Below are 20,512 nucleotides of genomic sequence, written 5' to 3'. Positions count from 1 at the left end.
CAAAGCGTCGATGCCACCTGTGCCAAAATCGCCCCCCTGGACGGCGCGACCATCAACCGGCATCAGCCCTTGTTCAGCAAGGCGAGGTTGGCGTCGACAACGGTGGGATCGGTCATGCCGGCCTTCGCCTCGAGCAGCAGCGCCCGGGCCTTCTTCTTGTTGCCGCGCAACAGTTGCGAATAACCCATATTGTTGACGATCTGCGGCTTGCGGCCGGCAACCTTCAGGAGCTGGCCGTAGGCGCGGTCGGCGAAGTCGAAGCGGCCAAGTTCGTCATAGGAAGCCGCAAGCCCCATCCAGGCCTCGGCATTGTCGGCCTTCAGTTCGACGGCCTTGCGGAAATGCGCTTCGGCAAGACCATAATTGGCATCGCGAAACTGTGCCTTGCCTTCCGCCAGATCGGATGTGGCGACATCCTTCCCTGCAGGCTGGATCGCAGTGGTCTTGGTCGTGTCGACGTTGTTGTTCGTCGTACACCCGCTGATCATTAGGACGGCTGCCATCATGGCCATCGCCGCAAATTTTATCTGACGCATGCCCTGCCCCGTCGCCCGATTTGCCGGGTCGTTCTTCGGGAAAGAGACTACAGGACAGCGATTAAGCTTCGGTGCCGAAATGCAGCTAACTTTCAGTTTCCGGAATAGCAATCATTAACCACCGGCGCGTGCCCGTCAAATCTCCGCGGACGCGAGCGGCGCCGCAGCGAGGCCCAGCAAGAGGGTGCGCAACAATATTTGCATGGACTTCTCGCTCATTTAGGCCGAAGCGGGTCCGATTTACCTGCCGTACCCAATAACTTTCTTGCAATCGCCTCGGCGGACTTTTGCGGTGAACACCATCACCTCGCCCGCACTCCAAAATACAGCTAATGGGCCGTCATTTTGACGATGATGGGAATGACCGCGATCATCAGCACCACCGGCAGGATGCAGACCACGACCGGCACCGACATCTTGGCCGGCAAGGCATGGGCCTTCTCCTCGGCCAGCGACATGCGCTTGTGGCGCATTTCGTCTGAAAACACTCTGAGCGCGCCCGACAGGCTGGTGCCGAGTTCCTTCGACTGCTGCAGGAGCGTGGCGAAGGAGCGTACCTCGTCCAGGCTGAGGCGATCGGCGAGCGCCTTCAGCGCGTCGTCCAAGCTGCGTCCCGCCCGAAGTTCCAAGCACACGAGCTGCAGGTTCTGGCTGAGCGACGGATAGCTCTTGGCGAGTTCTTTCGAAACGCGCTCGACGCCGGCTTCCATGCTCATGCCGGCGTCCGAACAGACGATCATCAGATCCATGAAATCGGGGAAGCCGTTGCGGTATTCGCGCATCTTCTCGCGCACCTTCTGGGTCAGCACCAGGCCCGGCAAAAAATAGCCTGCGGCCCCCGACAGGATGATGAAGGTCCACCGGCTGGTCATGGTCGCGTCGGGACTGGCCATCCACCGGTTGAGCACGAAGACCGCGAACGTCGTGCCGATCATTGCCGTGAACCGGATGAGGAAGAACATGCCGACGGCGCGCGGCTCCATGTAGCCCGCCTGGATGAGCTTCAGGCGCAGCCGAGCGACATTTTCCGGGTCGCTCTTGGCATAGAATTCCTGCGCCCTCTTCACCGCTTGCTCGCGCACGACGCCGCTATTCTTCTTCTGCACAGGTTCGGGCCTGGCGGCCACGGGACCCTGGTCGACCTTGAGCCGGCGCTTGACGTCGTTGCGGTCGCCCTTCGCCACCACCATCGGCCAGGCGACAGCGGCCGCTCCCGCGGCAAGCAGGAGGACGGCCACCGGCATCAGCGAGGTCGGCGCGAGGGAAGCGAGGAATTCAATGACGCTTTGCATGTCAGAACTTGAAATTCGACATTTTGAACATGATCAGATTGCCCAGCATCAGCCAGCTGACCGAGCCGCCGATCATGTACCATGTCTTCGGCACGCCCCAGACGTCGCTGTAATATCCCGGCATCATGGCCATGATGGCGGTGAACAGCAGCGCCGGTACGGCCGTCAAAATGTAGGCCGAGAGGCGGCCTTCCGTCGAAATGGCGCGCACCTTGCGTCGCAGCTTGCCGCGTTCGCGGATCGTCGTCGACAACCCATCAAGGATCTCGCGCAGATTGCCGCCCGAACTGGTCTGGATCGACACGGCGGTGATGAACAGCGGCAGATCCTCGTGGCCGACCCGGTCGAACAGTGCATTCAGCGCCGTGACCAGGTCGGAACCATAAGTGACTTCGTCGGCAATGACGCCGAATTCCGTGCCGATCGGATCGGGCATCTCGCGCGACACCATGGCGATGGCCACCGGCACCGGATGACCGGCCTTGAGGCCGCGCGTGATCAGCTCCAGCGCTTCCGGCAGTTGCATGCCGAAACGCTTCAGCCGGCGCTTGCGCATGGAGCGCATCGCCATGACCGGCAGCAACGGCACCAGCACGACGAACAGGATGAGCCCCATCAGCAGCGGCAGCCCGCGCCAGATCGCGGCCAGGGCAACGGCCGTCGCCACACCGCAGGTGATCGTCAGGAATTTCGAAAGCGGCATCACCATGCCCGACTGCGTGCGCAGGGCACGGAACCGGTCGGGCGAAAACAGCGACGTTCCCTCGTCGAGACCGCGCTCCTTGCGCAGCTGGATCAGCACCTGCTCCTGGCTGATCTTGTTTTCCTGCAGTTTCATGCGCCGGTTGATGGCGGTGCGCTTGTCGCTGCGTCCGGCATAGAGCAGGTAGATCGCCTCGGCCACCATGATGCCGGTCAGTGCGGCTCCGGCATAGACGACATATATCGCGCTGAACCCGTCGAACACGCCGGCTACTCCTGCGGCCGGCCGGGTTCGAAATAACGTCCGGGAAAGTCGATGCCCATGGCGCGCAGGTCTTCCAGGAAACGCGGCCGAATGCCGGTCGCCTCGTAGTAGCCAAGGATCTTGCCATCGGCCTCCATGCCGGTGCGCACGAAGCGGAAGATCTCCTGCATCTGGATGACATCGCCTTCCATGCCGGTCACCTCGGCGACGCTCGTCACCTTGCGCTTGCCGTCGGAAAGTCGGGTCAGCTGGACGATGATGTCGATGGCGCTGGCGATCTGGCTGCGGATCGACTGCACCGTCATCGGCATGCCGGTCATACCCAGCATCTGCTCGAGGCGCGAAATGCAGTCGCGCGGCGTATTGGCGTGGATGGTCGCCATCGAGCCTTCGTGGCCGGTGTTCATGGCCTGCAGCATGTCGAAGGCTTCCTCGCCGCGGCACTCGCCGAGGATGACGCGGTCGGGACGCATGCGCAGCGCGTTCTTGACCAGGTCGCGCTGTTTGAGCTCGCCATGGCCTTCGATGTTGGCGGGACGCGTCTCCATGCGTGCGACATGCGGCTGCTGCAATTGAAGTTCCGCCGCGTCCTCGATGGTGATCAGTCGCTCGTCTTCCGGAATGAACGCCGACAGCGCGTTGAGCATCGTCGTCTTGCCTGTGCCGGTGCCGCCCGAAATGATCGTCGTCTTGCGGGCGTGGACGGCCGCGGCCAGCACTTCGGCCATGTTCTGTGTGATGGCGCCGAATTCGACCAGCCTGTGCAGGCCAAGCTTGTTCTTGGAGAACTTGCGGATCGACACCAGCGGACCGTCGACGGCCACCGGGCGGATGGCTGCGTTGAACCGCGAGCCGTCCAGCATGCGAGCGTCGACCATCGGTTGCGATTCATCGACGCGGCGGCCGACGGCGGCCACGATCTTGTTGACGATTCTGAGCAGATGCGCCTCGTCCTTGAACGGGATATGGACCTGCTGCAGCTTGCCTTTCTTTTCGACGAAGCAGTTCTGATGGCCGTTGATCAGGATATCGTTGATATCGGGATCCTTGAGCAGCGGCTCGAGCGGGCCGAGGCCGACCATCTCGTCGACGATGTCGTCAACCAGCGCGTCGAGTTCGGCGGTGTTGATCGCCATCCGCTCCTGGCGGGTCTTTTCCGATACGAAATCGTGCACTTGCCGGCGCATCTCCTCCTTGGGCAAGCGCTCCAGCGCGACGAGATTGATCTCCTCGAGCAGCATCCGGTGGATGCGCACGCGGGCATCGAGCACCTTGTTGGCATTCTTTGCCGGCGCCGCCTCCGCCTTCGCCGGCAAAGCCTTCCGGCTGGTCGGGATGACGACTGCATGATGCGCGACCGGCGTCGATTCAGCCGGACGCGGACGCGCGTCACGGTTCTGCAGGGTGGAAAAACGGCTGGTCATCCAGCTTTCCTTTTCAAGAGGCCCCTGCCGAAGCCGAACAGCGACTTCGACTTGCTCGCGGTTGCCACCGCCTCTTCCGGAAGAATGATCTTCTTCAGGTCGTTGACGACATTGGCGTTGGGATCGATCTCGTGCAGCGGCACGCCGCGGTCGACCGCCTCGCGCACCAGCCGGTAGTTGTTGGCGATGCCGCCGACAAAATGCTCGCCAAGGATTTCCTGGACGTCCGCCTGCTTGATGCCGTTGTCGAACATCTTCTGCTCGAAACGGTTGACGATCACGTTCGGCTTCACTTCCTTGCCGGCGGTCTCGTAGACGGCCTGGATCAGCCGCTGCGTATGGCGCAGGCACGGCACCGTCATTTCGGCAACGATGTAAAGCTTGTTGGAACCGAGCAGCACAGTTTCCGTCCACGGAAACCAGGTGCGCGGCATGTCGATGACGACATTGTCGAAATAGGCCGAAACGAGGTCCAGCATGCGCACCACGACATCGGTCTTGAATGAGCGCATTTCGGACGGATGCGTCGGCGCCGCCAGCACACACAGTCCGCTGGCGTGCTTGGACAGCATCACATCGAGCAGTTGCCGGTCGAGGCGCTCAGGCTGGTTCTCGATTTCGGTGATGTCGAAACGCGGCTCGAGATCGAGATATTCGGCGCAGGCACCTTGCTGGAAATTGAGGTCGACCACGCAGGTCGAGGCGCCGCGCGTCACCGAATGATGCAGCTGGAACGCGGTCTGCAGTGCCAGTGTCGTGGTTCCGACGCCGCCGGCGGCGGGCATGAAGGTATAGATCTGCGACTCGGTGTTTTCCTCGCGCCCGGGTCCCTGCAGAGCCCGCACGACCGAACGCACGAGGTCTGCGGTGGTGATCGGCTTGACCAGGAAATCGGCGACCTTGAGCTGCACCAGGATGCGCACGGCCGCGGCGTTGAACTCCTGGGTGACCACGACCACCGGTGCCTTGCCCTCGAGCCGGCGCATGACGCGCTGCAGGGACTCGATCTCCTCGAGTTTCGCTGCATCCATGTCGACGATGACAACGCCGAACTCGGCCTCCTGGACCTCGCCGCGCAGCTCGGTGACGTTCTTCTCCACCGTCATGAGCTGGATGATCTCGGAGGCGGCGAAGGCCGTCTTCGTGTCCTGCGCGAAGGTCCGGTCTGTCGATACGAGCAGGATTTTCTTGGTGCTGTTTGCCATTCTCGCCGCCTGTGAGGTCGATCGCCGTCTGGATCAGTTGTCGGTGGTCGTTTGCGCTGCCTTGGCACCGGCCGCCTGATCGGGCGTGACGGGTCCGGCACTGCCGCGCTTGGCAGGCACGAGAAGTTTCGTGTTCTGGACGCCGTACTTCCACGGGTCGACCATCTGCATGACGGTGTTGGCGGCCTGCGCCTCGCCGGCGCCGGACGTCACCCCCTCGCTGCGCACGTAGTCGTCGCTGGTGCAGCCGCTTGCCAGGCCGGCAAGAAGCAGGCCGATGCACGATCTCAGGATCAGACGCATGGCTCAGTCCTTCGGCAGGTCGAGGAAATGACCGACTTTGGTGGCAGGAGCGGCCCGTGCGGCACTGCCGTCGGCCAGCGCCAGCGCGCGGCCCGTATCCGGCGCCTTCACCTCCTCGGTGTTGTTGAGGAAATAGTCGACATTGCTGGCTGGCTCCGTGCCATCGGTCGGCTCAGCCATTTTCTTCGACGGATCGACCGGCTTGACCAGATAGGGCGTGACGATGATGACCAGGTCGGTCTCGCGCCGCTGATAGGATTTCGACGAAAACAGCGCTCCAAGCACCGGCATCTTGCCAAGGCCGGGAATGCGAGACGTGGTAATGTCGTTCTGGGACTGCAAAAGCCCGGCGATCATGAAGCTCTGGCCGTTCTTCAGGTCGACCGAGGTCTTGGCGCGGCGCACGATGAAGCCGGGCACGGAAATGTTGCCGATATTGTAGGACGCCGACGCATCGATCGAGGAGACTTCCGGCGCGATGTCGAGGCTGACCAACCCGTCCTTGAGTACGGTCGGCTTGAAATCCAGGCTAACGCCATATTTCTTGTAGCTGACCGAAATCTTGCCGTTTTCCTCCGAAACCGGGATCGGAAATTCGCCGCCGGCCAGGAAGCTCGCTGTCTCCCCTGAACGCGCGATCAGGTTCGGCTCAGCCAGCCGACGGGCAAGGCCGCGCTCTTCCAGCGCCTTAATGGCAATGTCGATCGAGACGCCGTTCGACAGCAGTCGGCCGATGATCTCGCCGGTCCCCGCCGCTGGGACCGTGCCCGGATCCAGTGAAATGTCGCGACCGCCGAAGCCGTAGGCGAAATTGGCGCTGTATTTCGCGCCCAGGTCCTGCCCTGCCTGGCGGTTGATCTCGACGAACCGGACATTGAGCTGAACCTGCTGCGACGAAGAGATATTGACCGAGTTGATCACTTCCTCATTGCCGGAAAAGCGGCTGGCGATCTTGCTTGCCTTATCCGCTGCAACCGCGTCATCCGCCTCACCCGACAGCACGACACGGCCGTTGGCCGAGCCGACCTTGATCTTGGCGTCCGGCACACTGGCACGGATAGTGTTCGCCAATTGGTCGGTGTCGAGCGTCACCTCGATGTCCACGGTGCCGACGAGCTGCTTGTTCTGGTCGAACAGCGCAATGCCGGTGGTGCCGAGATTGTTGCCCAGCACATAGAAGGATTTGTCGGTCAGCGGGTTGACGTTGGCGATCTCCGGATCACCGATGACGATCTGGTAGAAGGCCGCGCTCGTCATGATCGTCTTGGGCTTGCCCTTGGCAACCTTGATCGACGCATTCTTGGTCGACGAGACATAAACGATGTCGTTGTCCGCCTTCGCCGCTCCGGGCAAGGCAAGCACGCCGCTCGCAGCCAGGGTAAACGCCATCGCCAGGGCGCGCACCAAGCGCGACCGAGCCGTCATTCGATATAGGGTACGCATCAACATTGTCCCGTCCCGCCCGGTCCCCACCGGTCTTTACTTCTGGTCCCGCGTTGGAACCTGATATTCCTCGGCCTGCGTGCCGCGCGTCACGATGATCGTCTTGAATTTCGGCTTCTCCGGCTCCTTCGCTATGGCATCGAACAAGGAGCCGGCCACGGCCTGCGTCTTGGAAGCGACGGATCCGCCGAAGGAAGAGATGGTGGTGACGCCGTTCTTGCCATCGCCGCCTTCGCTGGCGGAGCGAAGCGACAGCGACAGCGTTCCGACGGTGCGGGCAAGCGCCACTTTCTGCGCGCCGTCGCTCGTCACCTCGAGGGTCACGGAATTGGCCACCTGCGGCGTCGTCTGGCGCTCGTCGGCGCCCTGCCCGACGCTGAGCACCTTGGCGTCGGCAACGACGATCTCCGAGGTGATGGTCGAACCGGCAGCCCCTTGCGCGTTCTTGGCGACTTCCTGGATTTCGCCGGCATCGCGCGTCAGCACGACATCGACCCGGTCGCCCGGCGTGACGAAGCCACCGACGCCGGCGATCTCGTCGGTGCGGATGGTGACCGCCCGCATTCCGGGCGTCAGCATGTTGGACAGCGTCGCGCGGCCGTTCGGTCCCGACAGCTTTGCGAGCAGCACCGGCTCGTTGATCTCGATCGGCGACAGCGCAACCCGGCCGCCTTCGCCGAGCAATCCATCGATGGTGGCAAAGGCGCCCTGCGGAAGGGAATCCTGCGGCCACGGGATTTCGCTGAGCTTGGCGCGGTCGAGCTCCATGCCATAGCGCAACGGCGCGTTCGCCACCACGATGGTCTTGAACTCGATCCTGGGCGCGGCCGGAGCGGCGATCGAGGCCGTTTTCTCCTGGGCATCGGCCTTCGCTTGGCTCTTGACCCAGAAATCCGCGGCAAAGATCGAGATCGCGCCGAAAACGGCGGCGATGCCGATCATCGTTATGGCCTTGCCCCTCACGCCGAAAACCCCTGATGCCCGTCGTTTCTTGTTATGTTGGGCTCACGCTAGGCGGCATTGTTAAAGAATCAGGAATATTGCGCGGCGGCATTTGACCTATTTCCGCCCGCTTGGTTATCGAATGGTTTTAGGATAAGAGCAGTTAAATCCCCGAACGTAACAGGAACCTCCGTCGCTTGGCGCTGAAAAGCGTGGCAGTATCGACGGGGTGATTCGCAGCTTGGACTCTATGGCAGGCATGGACGACAACAACGATCTTTTCGGCAATCTGGAGAAACAGCCGCAGCCGGTTCGCACGCCGGCGCGCCCGGCGGATCCGCTGGTGCAGGCGGCCGCCAGGCGCCCAGCCGCAACCAAGGATGGCAGCGAGGGCTACAGCGCCGCCGACATCGAGGTGCTTGAGGGCCTTGAGCCGGTGCGCCGCCGGCCAGGCATGTATATTGGCGGCACCGATGACAAGGCGATGCACCATCTGTTCGCCGAGGTCATCGACAATTCGATGGACGAAGCGGTTGCCGGCCACGCCACCTTCATCGATGTCGAACTCTCCGCCGACGGCCATCTCACGGTCACCGACAATGGCCGCGGCATTCCGGTCGACATGCACCCAAAATTCAAGAAGCCGGCGCTCGAAGTCATCATGACGACGCTGCATTCGGGCGGCAAGTTCGACTCCAAGGTCTACGAAACATCCGGCGGCCTGCACGGCGTTGGCGTCTCCGTCGTCAACGCCCTGTCGGATCATCTCGAGGTCGAGGTGGCACGTGGGCGCCAGCTCTATCGCCAGCGCTTTTCGCGCGGCGTCCCGGTGACCGGACTGGAGCAGCTCGGCGAAGTCCACAACCGGCGCGGCACAAAAATCCGCTTCCATCCCGACGAGCAGATTTTCGGCAAGGGCGCGGCCTTCGAGCCGGCGCGTCTCTACCGCATGACGCGTTCGAAGGCGTACCTGTTTGGCGGCGTCGAGATCCGCTGGACCTGCGATCCCTCCCTCATCAAGGAAAAGGATCAGACACCGGCCAAGGCGGAATTCCATTTCCCAGGCGGCCTCAAGGATTATCTGAAGGCGTCGCTCGGCGATGAATTCCAGGTGACGCGCGAAATCTTCGCCGGCAAGAGCGACAAGCAAGGCGGCCATGGCTCGCTCGAATGGGCGGTGACCTGGTTCGGTGGCGACGGCTTCATCAATTCCTACTGCAACACCATCCCGACCGGTGAAGGCGGCACCCACGAAGCCGGCTTCCGAAACGTGCTGACGCGCGGCCTGCGCGCCTATGCCGACCTCGTCGGCAACAAGCGCGCCTCGATCGTCACCTCGGAAGACGTCATGATTTCGGCCGCCGGCATGCTGTCGGTGTTCATCCGCGAGCCGGAATTCGTCGGCCAGACCAAGGACAGGCTGGCGACGATCGAAGCGATACGCATCGTCGAGACCGCGATCCGCGACCCATTCGACCATTGGCTGGCCGACAATCCGCAGGAAGCCTCGAAGCTGCTCGACTGGGTCATCGCGCGCGCCGACGAACGGGTGCGCCGCCGCCAGGAAAAGGAAGTCTCGCGCAAGAGCGCAGTGCGCAAGCTGCGCTTGCCGGGCAAGCTCGCCGACTGCACGCAGAACGCGGCGGCGGGTGCCGAACTCTTCATCGTCGAAGGCGATTCCGCCGGCGGCTCGGCCAAGCAGGCACGCGATCGTGCCAGCCAGGCCGTCTTGCCGCTGCGCGGAAAAATCCTCAACGTCGCCAGCGCCGGCAATGACAAGCTGGCCGCCAACCAGCAGATATCGGACCTGATCCAGGCGCTCGGCTGCGGCACGCGGTCAAAATACCGTGACGAGGATTTGCGCTACGACCGCGTCATCATCATGACCGACGCCGACGTCGACGGCGCACACATCGCTTCGCTGCTGATCACCTTCTTCTACCAGGAGATGCCGGCGCTGGTGCGCGGCGGCCATCTCTATCTGGCGGTGCCGCCGCTTTACTCGATCAGGCAAGGCGGCAAGGTCGCCTATGCCCGCGACGACGCCCACAAGGACGAGCTTCTGCGCACCGAATTCACCGGGCGCGGCAAGGTCGAGCTTGGCCGCTTCAAGGGCCTGGGCGAAATGATGGCCGCGCAGCTCAAGGAAACCACCATGGATCCAAGGAAGCGCACCTTGCTCAGGGTCGATGTGAACGAAGTCGATTCCGCCACCAAGGACAGGGTCGACGAGCTGATGGGCACCAAACCCGAAGCCCGCTTCCGCTTCATCCAGGAACGCGCCGAATTCGCCGAGACGGAAGTGCTGGATATCTAGCCGCTGGCGCGTTTAGCTTGCGTTCCTGACATGGAGACCAGCATGTGACCTGGGCGCGGCTGAAAACCTATTTCGAGTCGAGCCTGGCCGGGCTGACGCAACCGACACGCTCGGACTGGATTTTCGCGCTGCGCACCGTTTCGGCCGGCATGATCGCATTGCTGGCCGCTTACGCGCTGAAGCTCGACCATCCGCAATGGGCGATGATGACGGTGTTCATCGTCGCCCAGCCGGTTGCCGGCATGGTGCTGGCGAAAGGCTTCTACCGCCTGCTCGGCACGCTGGCCGGCGGTGTCGCGGCAATTGGCATCACCACGGCATTCGGCACCGGCCCCTGGATTCTGGTGACGGTGCTTGCTGTCTGGATTGGCATTTGCACCTTCGTCTCGTCGCTGCTGCGCAATCCCGAAGCCTACGGCGCGGCTCTTGCAGGCTACACCGCAATGATCATCGGCCTGCCCGCTTTCGGACAACCGCATCTGGTCGTAGACCTCGCGGTCGCGCGTTGTGCCGAGATCGTGCTCGGCATCGTCTGCGCCGGCCTGACCAGCCGACTGATCCTGCCAAAACTGGCCAGCGACGCCATCGTCTCGCGGCTGAAACGCTGCATTCTCGACCTCGCCACCTATGCCGGCGGTGCGTTTTCAGGCGGCGACCGGGCAACGCTGATCGGCCTGCACCGGAAGCTTGTCGCCGATACCCAGACGCTTGGCGAGATGCGCGCCTATGCCAGGCTCGAAGCGCCGAGCTTCGCGCCGCGCGCGCATCCGGTGCGGCGCACCATCGGACAACTGCTTTCGGCACTTTCGGCGGCGCGCGCGCTCTATTCGCATGCCGCTCCCAAAAACGCCGCCCTCATCCCGGTACGCTCGGAACTGCAGGCCCTTGTCAGCGAACTGGCAGCCAAGCCGGGAGCGCTGGACGATACCTCATCCTGGGTGGCGCGGCTCGACGCGATCTCGATCAGGGCCAGGCAAATGCCCGACGCCTCGATCGAGCCGGGTGAGGACAGGGTCGGCACCATTACCCGCCTTACCATAGCGGCCGATTTCGCCGAGGCGCTGAAACAGGTGCTGCGTGGCCTCGATGCCTTGCGCGCGCCGGTCACGCGCCGTCCAGGTCCCGGCAGCCAGCAGCCGGCCCTGGTGGTGCATCGCGACTATCCCGGTGCTGCGCGCAACGCCATCCGCGCGGCCGTTGCCACGCTGCTGGTGGCGGCTTTCTGGCTGACGACGAAGTGGTCGGAGGCGGCCGGCACCGTCATCCTCGTTGCCGTCGTGTCGAGCCTGTTTGCCGCTCGCCCCGACCCCGTGCAAGTATCCTGGGGATTCTTCAAGGGAACGCTGCTCGCTTTGCCTTTTGCCTTTCTCGTCGGGCAGGTTGCGCTCCCTGCTCTGCCCGGCTTCGGCTGGTTCATGCTGTTCGTCGTGCCGATCATGGTGCCGGCGGCACTCGCCATGGCCAATCCGCGCTATGTCGGCGTGGCGACGGCCTTCGCCATCAACTTCCTGGCCTTCCTCAGCCCACATCAGGCGATGACCTATGATCCCGGCCCCTTCTTCGCCGGCTCGGCATCGATCCTGGTCGGCATCCTCTTGGCCATCGGCGTCTTCATCGTCGTATTGCCGGCCGATCCATGGCTCGCGGCCGACCGCATCGTGCGGGCCATGCGGGAGGATCTGGCGCGGCTTTGCCTGCATGAGCGCGTGCCGAGGCGCTCAGCCTTCGAGAGCCTCGCTTACGACCGGGTCAATCAGTTGATGCCGCTGGTGCAGAATTCCGGCAGGAAGGGCGAGGCGGTGCTGGGCGGCGGCGTCGCTTCCGTCACGGTCGGCCTGGAAATCCTGCGGCTGCGCACGGCCAGCCAAAACCATGCCCTCCCATCGGAAACGACGCTTTCAATCGCCACCTTCCTGAGGGGACTGGCGCGCGAGCTGCTTTTCCGAGCCCCTGGGGATCCGCAAACAGCGACCATTGCCGTCGCCCGGCAGTATGCGGCAGGCATCGCCCAGCGAAACGCCACCGGCGACATGCTGCAGATCGCGGCGTCCCTGCGCATCATCGCCGCGGCGATGGAAGATTTCCCGGATTTCTTCGCAAGGGAGAAAACCTAGGCAGCGGCGATCGCCAGTGCATGGCCGCGTGCGTTCTCACGCAGGGCGTCTAGGTGGATCGATTTGACCAATGCGGCAAGATCGCCTTCGGCGGATTGCCCGCCTAATTCCTTGAGCATCAGCCAACTGACTTCCTGCACGCCAGCAACGCGCTTGCCGTTGGCGACCTCGCGCCAGATCTTCAGGGCGCGCAGGATGACGGCATGCGTGGCGGCAGCCATGCCGGCACTGCGGAACAGCGCCTGCAGGGCCACGTCGTGCCCGCCGGCCAGCAGCGCCCTCACCCGTGGTTCGGACTGCTGGCTGAGCGCGACCAGCGCCGAACCGAAGAAATCGACCTTGCCGTGCGCGATGGTGCGGATCAGGAAGCTCGCGGTCAGATCGCCGCGCAGCCTGAGATGCTCGATCAGCGCCGCGTGCTCTTCTTGGCGCGTGCCCTCGATCAGCGTCACCGAGGCCTTGACGCAAGCATCGCGCATGACCCGGTCGGCACGCGCGGCTCCCATCAATGCCATGACCAACGGCGATGTCTTCAATGTCTCGCCGAGCTTGACGAGCAGCATATGCCGGCAATCGGCAGGCAGCCTGATATCCGATATCAGCGCCTCGCGCACCAGAGGCAGATGCCCGTGGCGTTGCGCCATGCGCTGGAAGCTGAGTGACGCGATGTCGGCGCCGCTATTGGCCAAAAGCACGGCGCATGCCTCCGCCTCCCCGACCTCGGCGATAGCCGCCGAAAGCGCCATCGAGACTACAGGCCGGTCGGCGATCAGCTTCTGCGTTGCCTTCTGGCTCGCCGCCACGCGATTGATCAGGTCGGCGTCGGTGAGCAGCGGCGAGCGCGCCAGCACGACCCCGGCGACCTCCGGCTGGTCGGCGGCAAGCGCACTGATGATCTGCAACGGTGCGTGATGGCTCATCGAGAACGCTTCCGCCATCGCCAGCCGCACTTTCGACGAGGCGTCGTCGAGCAGCAGCGTCAGCGCGGCCTCGGCGGCGCAGCGATCCTCGAACGGCAATTCGCAATTGACATAGGCTCGGGCCAGCGCATGAGCGGCGGCGGCGCGCTCCGAAACCCTGGCCGTGTAGATCCATTTCAGGAAATGCGAAACAACTACCATGCCCGTCTGCTTACGCCCCATGCCGGAAGGTTTCCGGCCCCGTGAGAAGGGTAGGCAGAAATGGTTTACGAACGGTTCACCATGTTCATTAACTGGCTTGCGAGCGCCTGAAGCAGCGCCTATCAACCGTCAGACAGCGCAGGAGGCGGAAGATGGCCGGGCTATATCTGGAGGAGTTTGTTGTCGGCCATGTCTTCCAGCACACGCTGCGCAAGACTGTCACCGAGAGCGACAACATGCTGTTTTCGGTGATGACGCTGAACCCGCAGCCGCTGCATATCGACTTCGATTTCGCCGCCAAGAGCGAATGGGGCAAGCCGCTGGTCAACTCGCTGTTCACGCTCGGCCTGATGATCGGCATTTCGGTCAACGACATCACGGTCGGCACGACGGTCGCCAATCTTGGCATGAAGGAAACCGTGTTTCCTCACCCGGTCTTCCACGGCGACACCATCCGCGTCGAAACATCTGTCGTCTCGGTGCGCGAATCCAGGTCGAAGCCCGACCGCGGCATCGTCGAATTTGAGCACCGCGCCTACAATCAGCATGGCGATCTGGTCGCGAAATGCATCAGGCAAGCGATGATGCTGAAGAAGGCAGACTGATGCGCTCGCTGCTGTTCGTTCCAGGCGATTCCGAACGGAAGCTGGAGAAGGGATTTGGCGCCGGCGCCGACGTGGTCATCGTCGATCTCGAGGACTCCGTGGCGCCGCAGAACAAGGCGCGGGCGCGCGAGATCGCGGCGCGCTTTATCCTCGAACGCAGGGGGCAAACCAACTCGGCGCTTTATGTCAGGGTCAACGACCTCTCGACCGGAATGACGGACGATGATCTTGCCAAGCTCGTTCCGGCAAGACCGGACGGCATCATGCTGCCTAAATCGAACAGCGGCCAGGATGTGCAGCAGCTCGCGGCCAAGCTCAGGGTTTGGGAAGCCGAAAACGGCCTGCCCGACGGGTCGATAAAAATCCTGCCGATCATCACCGAAACTCCGGCGGGCGTGCTCGCCGCCGCCACCTATGCGGGGACAAGCGCACGGCTCGCCGGTCTCACCTGGGGCGCGGAAGACCTTTCGGCCGCGATCGGCGCACGCTCTGCCCGCGACGAGCACGGCCGCTACACCGATCTCTTCCGTCACGCCCGCCTGACGACCATTCTCGCGGCCGGAGCCGCGGAAGTCGCCGCGATCGACACCGTATTTCCCGGCTTTCGCGACATGGTGGCCTTCGCCGCGGAATGTGCCGACGCCGAGCGTGACGGTTTCACCGGGAAAATGGCGATCCACCCCGATCAGGTGCCCGTCATCAACACCGCCTTCACGCCCTCTGCCGAGGCGGTGAGACAATCGGCGGCTATCGTGGCGGCCTTCGAGGCGGCCGGAAATCCGGGCGTCGTCGGCATCGACGGCAAGATGTTCGACCGTCCGCATCTGCGGCTGGCCGAACGCCTTCTGGCCCGCGCGAAAGCGGCCGGGATATCCGCCTGACGGCTACTCCTTGCCCCAGCGTGGCCGCCGCATCGAAAAGACCTCGTCGACGCTGGCGTAATCCATATAACCGAGACGCGCGACATTGCCGGCCTTGGTGATGTCGAACAGGCCGTCTTTCAGGAAAGCATCGTCGATGTGAACGCCGATCACCTCACCGGCGACGACAAAGGCACTCGTCGGTGATCCGTCCAGCGCCTTCGGGCGAAACACTTCCGTCACCCGGCATTCGAGCGCCGCTGGTGCAGCCGCCACGCGCGGCGGCTTGACGAGACGCGAGGGCGCCATGGCGAGATCGGCATAGACGAACTCGTTGACGCCACGCGGTGCATCGACGGATGTGTAGTTCATCTTGTCCGCAAGATCGCGGCTGACCAGATTGGCGACGAACTCGCCGGTTTCCTGGGCAAACGAGGCGCTGTCCTTCTCACCCTCCGAGGAAAACCAGACAATGAAAGGTCGCGTCGAAAAGGCGTTGAAGAAGGAGTATGGCGCCAGATTGACCTCGCCGGCCTGGTTCAGCGTCGATATCCAGCCGATCGGGCGCGGCGCGACGATCGCCTTCGAAGGATCGTGCGGCAGGCCATGCCCCTTGGACGGCTCGTAGAACATTCAGCCCGCCCAAGGTCCGGCATAATCGGTGTAGAGCTTGGCCGGATCAGGCCGTGGCCGCTCCGGCGCCGGACCGGCGTAGGAGCCGATATGGATGAACCCGACGACGCGCTCCTGCGGCGCCAGTCCGAGAATCGCCCTGCCCTCCGGCACGTCGGAATACCAGTTGCTGATCATGTTCGTGCCATAGCCCAGCGCAGTGGCCGCGATCATCAGGTTCATCGCCGCCATGCCTCCGGACAGGAACATCTCCCATTGCGGGATTTTTGGGTTCTCCCTCGGAATAGATACGACACCGATCACCAGCGGCGCGCGCGAGAACCGCGCCAGTTCCTGGTTGCGACGGCCTTCCGGCAACGGCCCCTCGCGCTGTTCGGCCAAGGCCGCTAGTTTTTTGCCGATCTCGATGCGGGCTTCGCCGCGATAAAGGATGAAGCGCCACGGTTCGAGCCGTCCATGGTCGGGCACGCGTGTGGCGGCGGTGATCATCGTGGCGATATCGGCGTCGCTGGGCGCCGGTTCCCTGAGGTCGGGTATCGGCGCTGAATTTCGGGTCAATAGAAAGTCGATGATCGGCGACGCCATGGGCGCAAGTCTCCTGAAACACTCTGTTTTGAGCTGAAGCGCACCATCGGGAATTCGGGCGGCTCGGGCAAAGGCGCGCAAACGCCGGGCTGAAGAGTCCCGGATCGGACTCTTAAGCCTTGAAATTGCCACCGCCATGGGCTTCAACGCAAGGCATGTTTGAGGGGCGACTGCGTCTTTTCCTGGTTCGGCTCTGCGCCGCGCTGTTCCTGCTGCCGGTCTCCATGGCTGTCGCGCAGGAAAAGGACGGCGTCGGCGACCTGAAACTTCCCGGAATTTCGAGCTATGCAACGCCGAAGAGCGAGACCCCGCTGGCGCTTGGCGGCGGTGGCGCCATCACGCTCTCGGCCCAGTTGACCGACAAGGGCACCGACATCACCCGTGGACTCGTCTGGCGTGTCTTCAAGCCCGAAGCGGTGAACGGCAAATTGCCGATGGTCGCCTCCTCCCATGGCGGCAGCGCCGTCTTCCAGCTCGAGCCCGGCAGTTACCTGGTCCACGCTTCCTATGGCCGCGCCGGCGCCACCAAGCGCATCACCGTCGGCAAGGAAGCCAAGCGAGAAAGCCTCGTGCTTGATGCCGGCGGCCTGAAGCTCGATGCGGTTCTGTCCGGCGGCGTGCGCATTCCGCCGAAGAAACTGCGCTTTTCGATATATGAGGGCACCGCCGAGGCCAATGGCGACCGCGCGCTGATCATTCCCGATGTCGAACCCAACAGCGTCGTGCGGCTCAATGCCGGCATCTATCATGTCGTCTCGACTTACGGCGCGGTCAACGCCGTCATCCGATCCGACATCCGCGTCGAGGCGGGCAAGCTGACGGAAGCCACCGTCGAGCATCACGCCGCTGAAATCACCATGAAGCTGGTACGCGAGACGGGCGGCGAAGCGATTGCCGACACCTCGTGGTCGCTGCTCAACGAATCCGGCGATCCGATCAAGGAAACCGTCGGCGCCTTCGCCTCGATGGTGCTGGCCGAAGGCGACTACACCATCATCGCCAAGAACCGCGATCGCATTTACCAGAAGGATTTCACGGTCGTTGGCGGGCAGAACCAGGAAATTGAGGTTCTCGCCACCGAAGCAGCGGCGATGGATCCCGAGGAAGGCGCCGATTAGCCTTCAGGCGGCGAGCTTGGTTCGCGCCGGGAGGAACGGAATGCGACGGCGCGGCAGGCTCGGCGCCAGGTCGAATACACCGCGATAGAGACGGTCGAGCAACGTTTTGCGGTCGCGCAGCGGCTCCAGTTCGTTCCAGCTCAGCACGTTGCCGACGCGCACGTCGATCGCCCTGCCGGACAGCCGCGCGAATTCGCGAATGAGCAGCGAGGTGCGCAAGGTCAGCGAGGCCTTGCCGACGAATTTGGCCACACGCCCGTCGCGCTCGGCCATGTTCATCGGCCCGCTGACCAGATGGAAAAGCCTGCCGTTCTGGCCGGAGAAATGCATGGGGATGACCGATGCCTTGGCCTCCTGGACGAGACGGGCCGGAAACATCTTCCACGGCAGGTCGCGCGCGCGGCCAAAACCCTTGGGCGCAGTGGCCACGCCGCCGGCCGGAAACACCACAATGGTGACACCTTCCCTGAGCAGCCGGACCGCCTCATGGCGCACCGCCATGTTGTTCTTCACCGCGTCCTTGGTCTCGGAAAAGTCGATCGGCAGCGAATAGGGCTCCATCTCGCGGATCCTGAGCAGGTCCTTGTGGATCATCACCCGGAAAGGCCGGCCGAGTTGCTCTGCCAGCGACAGCACGGCAATGCCGTCGCCGATGCCGAAGGGATGGTTGGCGACGATCACCAGTGGCGTGTCGGGCAATTGCGCGGGCGGCCATTGGTCGGGAATTCGCACGCCCACGTCGATGAGGTCCAGCATGCGGCTGAACACACGCTCGCCCGTCGGCACCACCTGGCGGCGCCAGAAATCATAAAGCGCGGCAAAGCGATCGCGGCCTGACAGGCCTTCGACCGAATGGATGAACCAGCGCGCCAGCGCCGGCTGGTGCGGATTGGCGTAGGAAAGCTCTGGGAACGGTCGTTCGCGCGATTTCAGCTTGAGCATAGGGGCTCGTTACAACGTTGCCGTGACAGGGATATGAAAATGGCGGTGGATCGCTCCACCGCCATTCGATCGAAAAACACTCCGATTCAAGCAGCGCGCTTGCGTCGGCGATCAGGCGTGATCGCTTCTTCGGTCAGCCGTTCGATTGCTTCGGCAAGACCAAGCGATTCCTGATCGCGCGAGCCGAGCCGGCGGATGTTGACCGTCTGCTCCTCCGCCTCGCGCTTGCCGCAGACGAGGATGACCGGCACCTTGGCCAGGCTGTGCTCACGGACCTTGTAGTTGATCTTCTCGTTGCGCAGATCGGCTTCCGCCAACAGCCCGGCGGCCTTCAGCTTTGCCACGACCTCGGTCGCATAGCTGTCGGCGTCTGACGTGATCGTCGCCACCACCACCTGCAGCGGCGCGAACCATAGCGGGAAGTGGCCGGAATAGTTCTCGATCAGGATGCCGAGGAAACGCTCCATCGAACCGCAGATGGCGCGGTGCACCATGACTGGCTGCTTCTTCTCCGAATCCGAGCCGATGTAGAAGGCGCCAAAACGCTCCGGCAGGTTGAAGTCGACCTGCGTCGTCCCGCATTGCCATTCGCGGCCGATGGCATCCTTCAACACATATTCGAACTTCGGCCCGTAGAAGGCGCCCTCACCCGGATTGATCGAGGTCTTGATGCGGTTGCCGGACCTTGTCCTGATCGTCTCCAGCACGCCGCCCATGATCGCCTCGGCATGATCCCAGGCCTCGTCCGTGCCGACACGCTTTTCGGGCCGTGTCGACAGTTTGACGCTGATTTCGTCGAAACCGAAATCGGCATAGGTCGACAGGATCAGGTCGTTGATGCGCAGGCACTCGGAAGCCAGCTGTTCCTCGGTGCAGAAGATGTGCGCATCGTCTTGCGTGAAGCCGCGCACGCGCATCAGCCCGTGCAGCGCGCCCGACGGCTCATAGCGATGCACATTGCCGAATTCCGCCAGCTTCACCGGCAGATCGCGATAGGATTTCAGCCCATGCTTGAAAATCTGCACGTGGCCCGGGCAGTTCATCGGCTTCAGCGCAAAGATGCGGTCATCGTCGGTTTCATCGCCGGCGACCGTCACCTTGAACATGGCGTCGCGGTACCAGCCCCAGTGGCCTGACGTCTCCCACAGGCTCTTGTCGAGCACCTGCGGGGCGTTGACCTCCTGGTAGCCCTGCTCGTCGAGCCGGCGCCGCATGTAGTTGACCAGGTTCTGGAACATCTTCCAGCCCTTGGCGTGCCAGAAGACCACGCCCGGCCCCTCTTCCTGGAAATGGAAAAGGTCCATTTCGCGGCCGAGCTTGCGGTGGTCGCGCTTCTCGGCCTCTTCCAGCATCGTTTGGTAGGCTTCGAGCTGCGCCTGGTCGGCCCAGGCCGTGCCGTAGATGCGCGTCAGCATCGGATTGTTGGAATCGCCGCGCCAATAGGCGCCGGCCACCTTCATCAGCTTGAAGGCGTTGCCGATCTGGCCGGTCGAGGCCATGTGCGGACCGCGGCAGAGATCGAACCAGTCGCCCTGCGCATAGATCTTGAGATCCTGGTCCTCGGGAATGGCATCGATCAGTTCGAGCTTGTAGCGCTCGCCCTTGTCGGCAAAGACCTTTTTTGCCTTGTCGCGCGACCAGACCTCCTTGGTGAACGGCTTGTTGCGCGCGATGATCTCGCGCATTTTCTTCTCGATCACCGGGAAATCGTCCGGGGTGAACGGCTCGTTGCGGGCAAAGTCGTAATAAAATCCGTTCTCGATCACCGGTCCGATGGTCACCTGCGTTCCCGGCCATATCTCTTGCACGGCTTCCGCCAGCACGTGCGCGGTGTCATGGCGGATGAGTTCCAGCGCGCGCGGATCGTCGCGGGTGATGATCTCCACCTTGCCGGATTTGCCCAGGGGATCACTGAGGTCGCGCACCGTGCCATCAATGGCATAGGCCACGGCCTTCTTGGCCAGCGACTTCGAGATCGATTCGGCGAGACCCGCACCGGTCATCGCCGCGTCGTAGTCGCGGACGGAGCCATCGGGAAATGTCAGGGAAACGGAATTCAGCATATGGTTCTCCTATCCAGTCCCGCAAACGAGCGCGGGTGGTAA

Annotated in this window: 18 protein-coding genes; 5 read left to right on the top strand and 13 right to left on the bottom strand. The window is 63.1% G+C overall.

What is annotated here, in order from left to right:
• Nucleotides 1-62: 62 nt before the first annotated feature.
• From FJ954_RS09390 to cpaB, 8 genes are all read right to left on the bottom strand, one after another.
• Nucleotides 63-536: a tetratricopeptide repeat protein gene (locus FJ954_RS09390; protein WP_140661163.1), complete on the bottom strand. Its 474-nt coding sequence runs from the start codon at nt 534-536 to the stop codon at nt 63-65.
• A 329-nt stretch (nt 537-865) separates the two neighbouring features.
• Nucleotides 866-1,828, bottom strand: coding sequence for a type II secretion system F family protein (locus tag FJ954_RS09385; protein WP_015317598.1), 963 nt, complete (start codon nt 1,826-1,828; stop codon nt 866-868).
• Between the two features lies 1 nt (nt 1,829).
• The gene (locus tag FJ954_RS09380; RefSeq protein WP_140661162.1) at nt 1,830-2,795 is read right to left on the bottom strand and encodes a type II secretion system F family protein; all 966 of its coding nucleotides are present in this window, start codon (nt 2,793-2,795) and stop codon (nt 1,830-1,832) included.
• Between the two features lie 5 nt (nt 2,796-2,800).
• Complete coding sequence (locus tag FJ954_RS09375) at nt 2,801-4,219, bottom strand: CpaF family protein (RefSeq protein WP_140661161.1); 1,419 nt, start codon at nt 4,217-4,219, stop codon at nt 2,801-2,803.
• Nucleotides 4,216-5,424 carry a response regulator gene (locus tag FJ954_RS09370; RefSeq protein WP_015317595.1) on the bottom strand — a complete coding sequence of 403 codons (1,209 nt, stop codon included), beginning with the start codon at nt 5,422-5,424 and terminating at the stop codon, nt 4,216-4,218. Before FJ954_RS09370 ends, FJ954_RS09375 begins: the two co-directional genes overlap by 4 nt.
• A gap of 33 nt (nt 5,425-5,457) precedes the next feature.
• Nucleotides 5,458-5,727, bottom strand: a complete 270-nt coding sequence (locus FJ954_RS09365) for a hypothetical protein (RefSeq protein WP_140661160.1) — start codon at nt 5,725-5,727, stop codon at nt 5,458-5,460.
• Nucleotides 5,728-5,730: 3 nt separating this feature from the next.
• Entirely contained in the window at nt 5,731-7,176 is a 1,446-nt protein-coding gene (locus FJ954_RS09360; protein ID WP_140661159.1) for a type II and III secretion system protein family protein, read from the bottom strand.
• A gap of 30 nt (nt 7,177-7,206) precedes the next feature.
• Nucleotides 7,207-8,133, bottom strand: a complete 927-nt coding sequence (gene cpaB / locus FJ954_RS09355; RefSeq protein ID WP_245262879.1) for a Flp pilus assembly protein CpaB — start codon at nt 8,131-8,133, stop codon at nt 7,207-7,209.
• 238 nt (nt 8,134-8,371) lie between these two features.
• Between cpaB and parE the strand changes: the two genes are divergently transcribed.
• Both parE and FJ954_RS09345 read left to right on the top strand, forming a co-directional pair.
• Nucleotides 8,372-10,429, top strand: a complete 2,058-nt coding sequence (parE, locus tag FJ954_RS09350; protein WP_140616147.1) for a DNA topoisomerase IV subunit B — start codon at nt 8,372-8,374, stop codon at nt 10,427-10,429.
• Nucleotides 10,430-10,473: 44 nt separating this feature from the next.
• Nucleotides 10,474-12,543, top strand: coding sequence for an FUSC family protein (locus tag FJ954_RS09345; RefSeq protein WP_140661158.1), 2,070 nt, complete (start codon nt 10,474-10,476; stop codon nt 12,541-12,543).
• On the opposite strand, the gene FJ954_RS09340 is transcribed toward FJ954_RS09345, so the two are convergent.
• On the bottom strand, nt 12,540-13,664 hold the full coding sequence (locus FJ954_RS09340; RefSeq protein WP_140661157.1) for a DUF2336 domain-containing protein: 1,125 nt from the start codon (nt 13,662-13,664) through the stop codon (nt 12,540-12,542). The genes FJ954_RS09345 and FJ954_RS09340 overlap by 4 nt on opposite strands.
• Before the next feature lie 152 nt (nt 13,665-13,816).
• On the opposite strand from FJ954_RS09340, the gene FJ954_RS09335 reads away from it, so the two are divergent.
• Together FJ954_RS09335 and FJ954_RS09330 are read left to right on the top strand one after the other, a co-directional pair.
• Nucleotides 13,817-14,269, top strand: coding sequence for a MaoC family dehydratase (locus FJ954_RS09335; RefSeq protein WP_140661156.1), 453 nt, complete (start codon nt 13,817-13,819; stop codon nt 14,267-14,269).
• Entirely contained in the window at nt 14,269-15,150 is an 882-nt protein-coding gene (locus tag FJ954_RS09330) for a CoA ester lyase (protein ID WP_140616141.1), read from the top strand. The genes FJ954_RS09335 and FJ954_RS09330 overlap by 1 nt, the downstream gene beginning before the upstream one ends.
• Before the next feature lie 3 nt (nt 15,151-15,153).
• On the opposite strand, the gene FJ954_RS09325 is transcribed toward FJ954_RS09330, so the two are convergent.
• Nucleotides 15,154-15,762, bottom strand: a complete 609-nt coding sequence (locus FJ954_RS09325; protein ID WP_140661155.1) for a flavin reductase family protein — start codon at nt 15,760-15,762, stop codon at nt 15,154-15,156.
• Complete coding sequence (locus tag FJ954_RS09320) at nt 15,763-16,347, bottom strand: nitroreductase (protein ID WP_015317585.1); 585 nt, start codon at nt 16,345-16,347, stop codon at nt 15,763-15,765.
• 155 nt (nt 16,348-16,502) lie between these two features.
• Here FJ954_RS09320 and FJ954_RS09315 point away from each other — a divergent pair, with 155 nt between their 5' ends.
• Nucleotides 16,503-17,465 (top strand): hypothetical protein, encoded by a 963-nt coding sequence (locus tag FJ954_RS09315; protein ID WP_140616135.1) that lies wholly within the window; start codon nt 16,503-16,505, stop codon nt 17,463-17,465.
• Nucleotides 17,466-17,468: 3 nt separating this feature from the next.
• On the opposite strand, the gene FJ954_RS09310 is transcribed toward FJ954_RS09315, so the two are convergent.
• Complete coding sequence (locus FJ954_RS09310) at nt 17,469-18,407, bottom strand: GNAT family N-acetyltransferase (RefSeq protein ID WP_140616133.1); 939 nt, start codon at nt 18,405-18,407, stop codon at nt 17,469-17,471.
• Between the two features lie 86 nt (nt 18,408-18,493).
• Nucleotides 18,494-20,470 (bottom strand): threonine--tRNA ligase, encoded by a 1,977-nt coding sequence (thrS, locus tag FJ954_RS09305; protein WP_140661154.1) that lies wholly within the window; start codon nt 20,468-20,470, stop codon nt 18,494-18,496.
• Nucleotides 20,471-20,512 lie beyond the last annotated feature (42 nt).

The sequence above is a fragment of the Mesorhizobium sp. B2-3-15 genome (assembly GCF_006442875.1).
In the GTDB taxonomy this organism is placed as follows: domain Bacteria; phylum Pseudomonadota; class Alphaproteobacteria; order Rhizobiales; family Rhizobiaceae; genus Mesorhizobium; species Mesorhizobium australicum.
The sequence above is the reverse complement of the archived record's forward strand: the minus strand, read 5'-3'. Positions and strand labels throughout refer to the sequence as shown.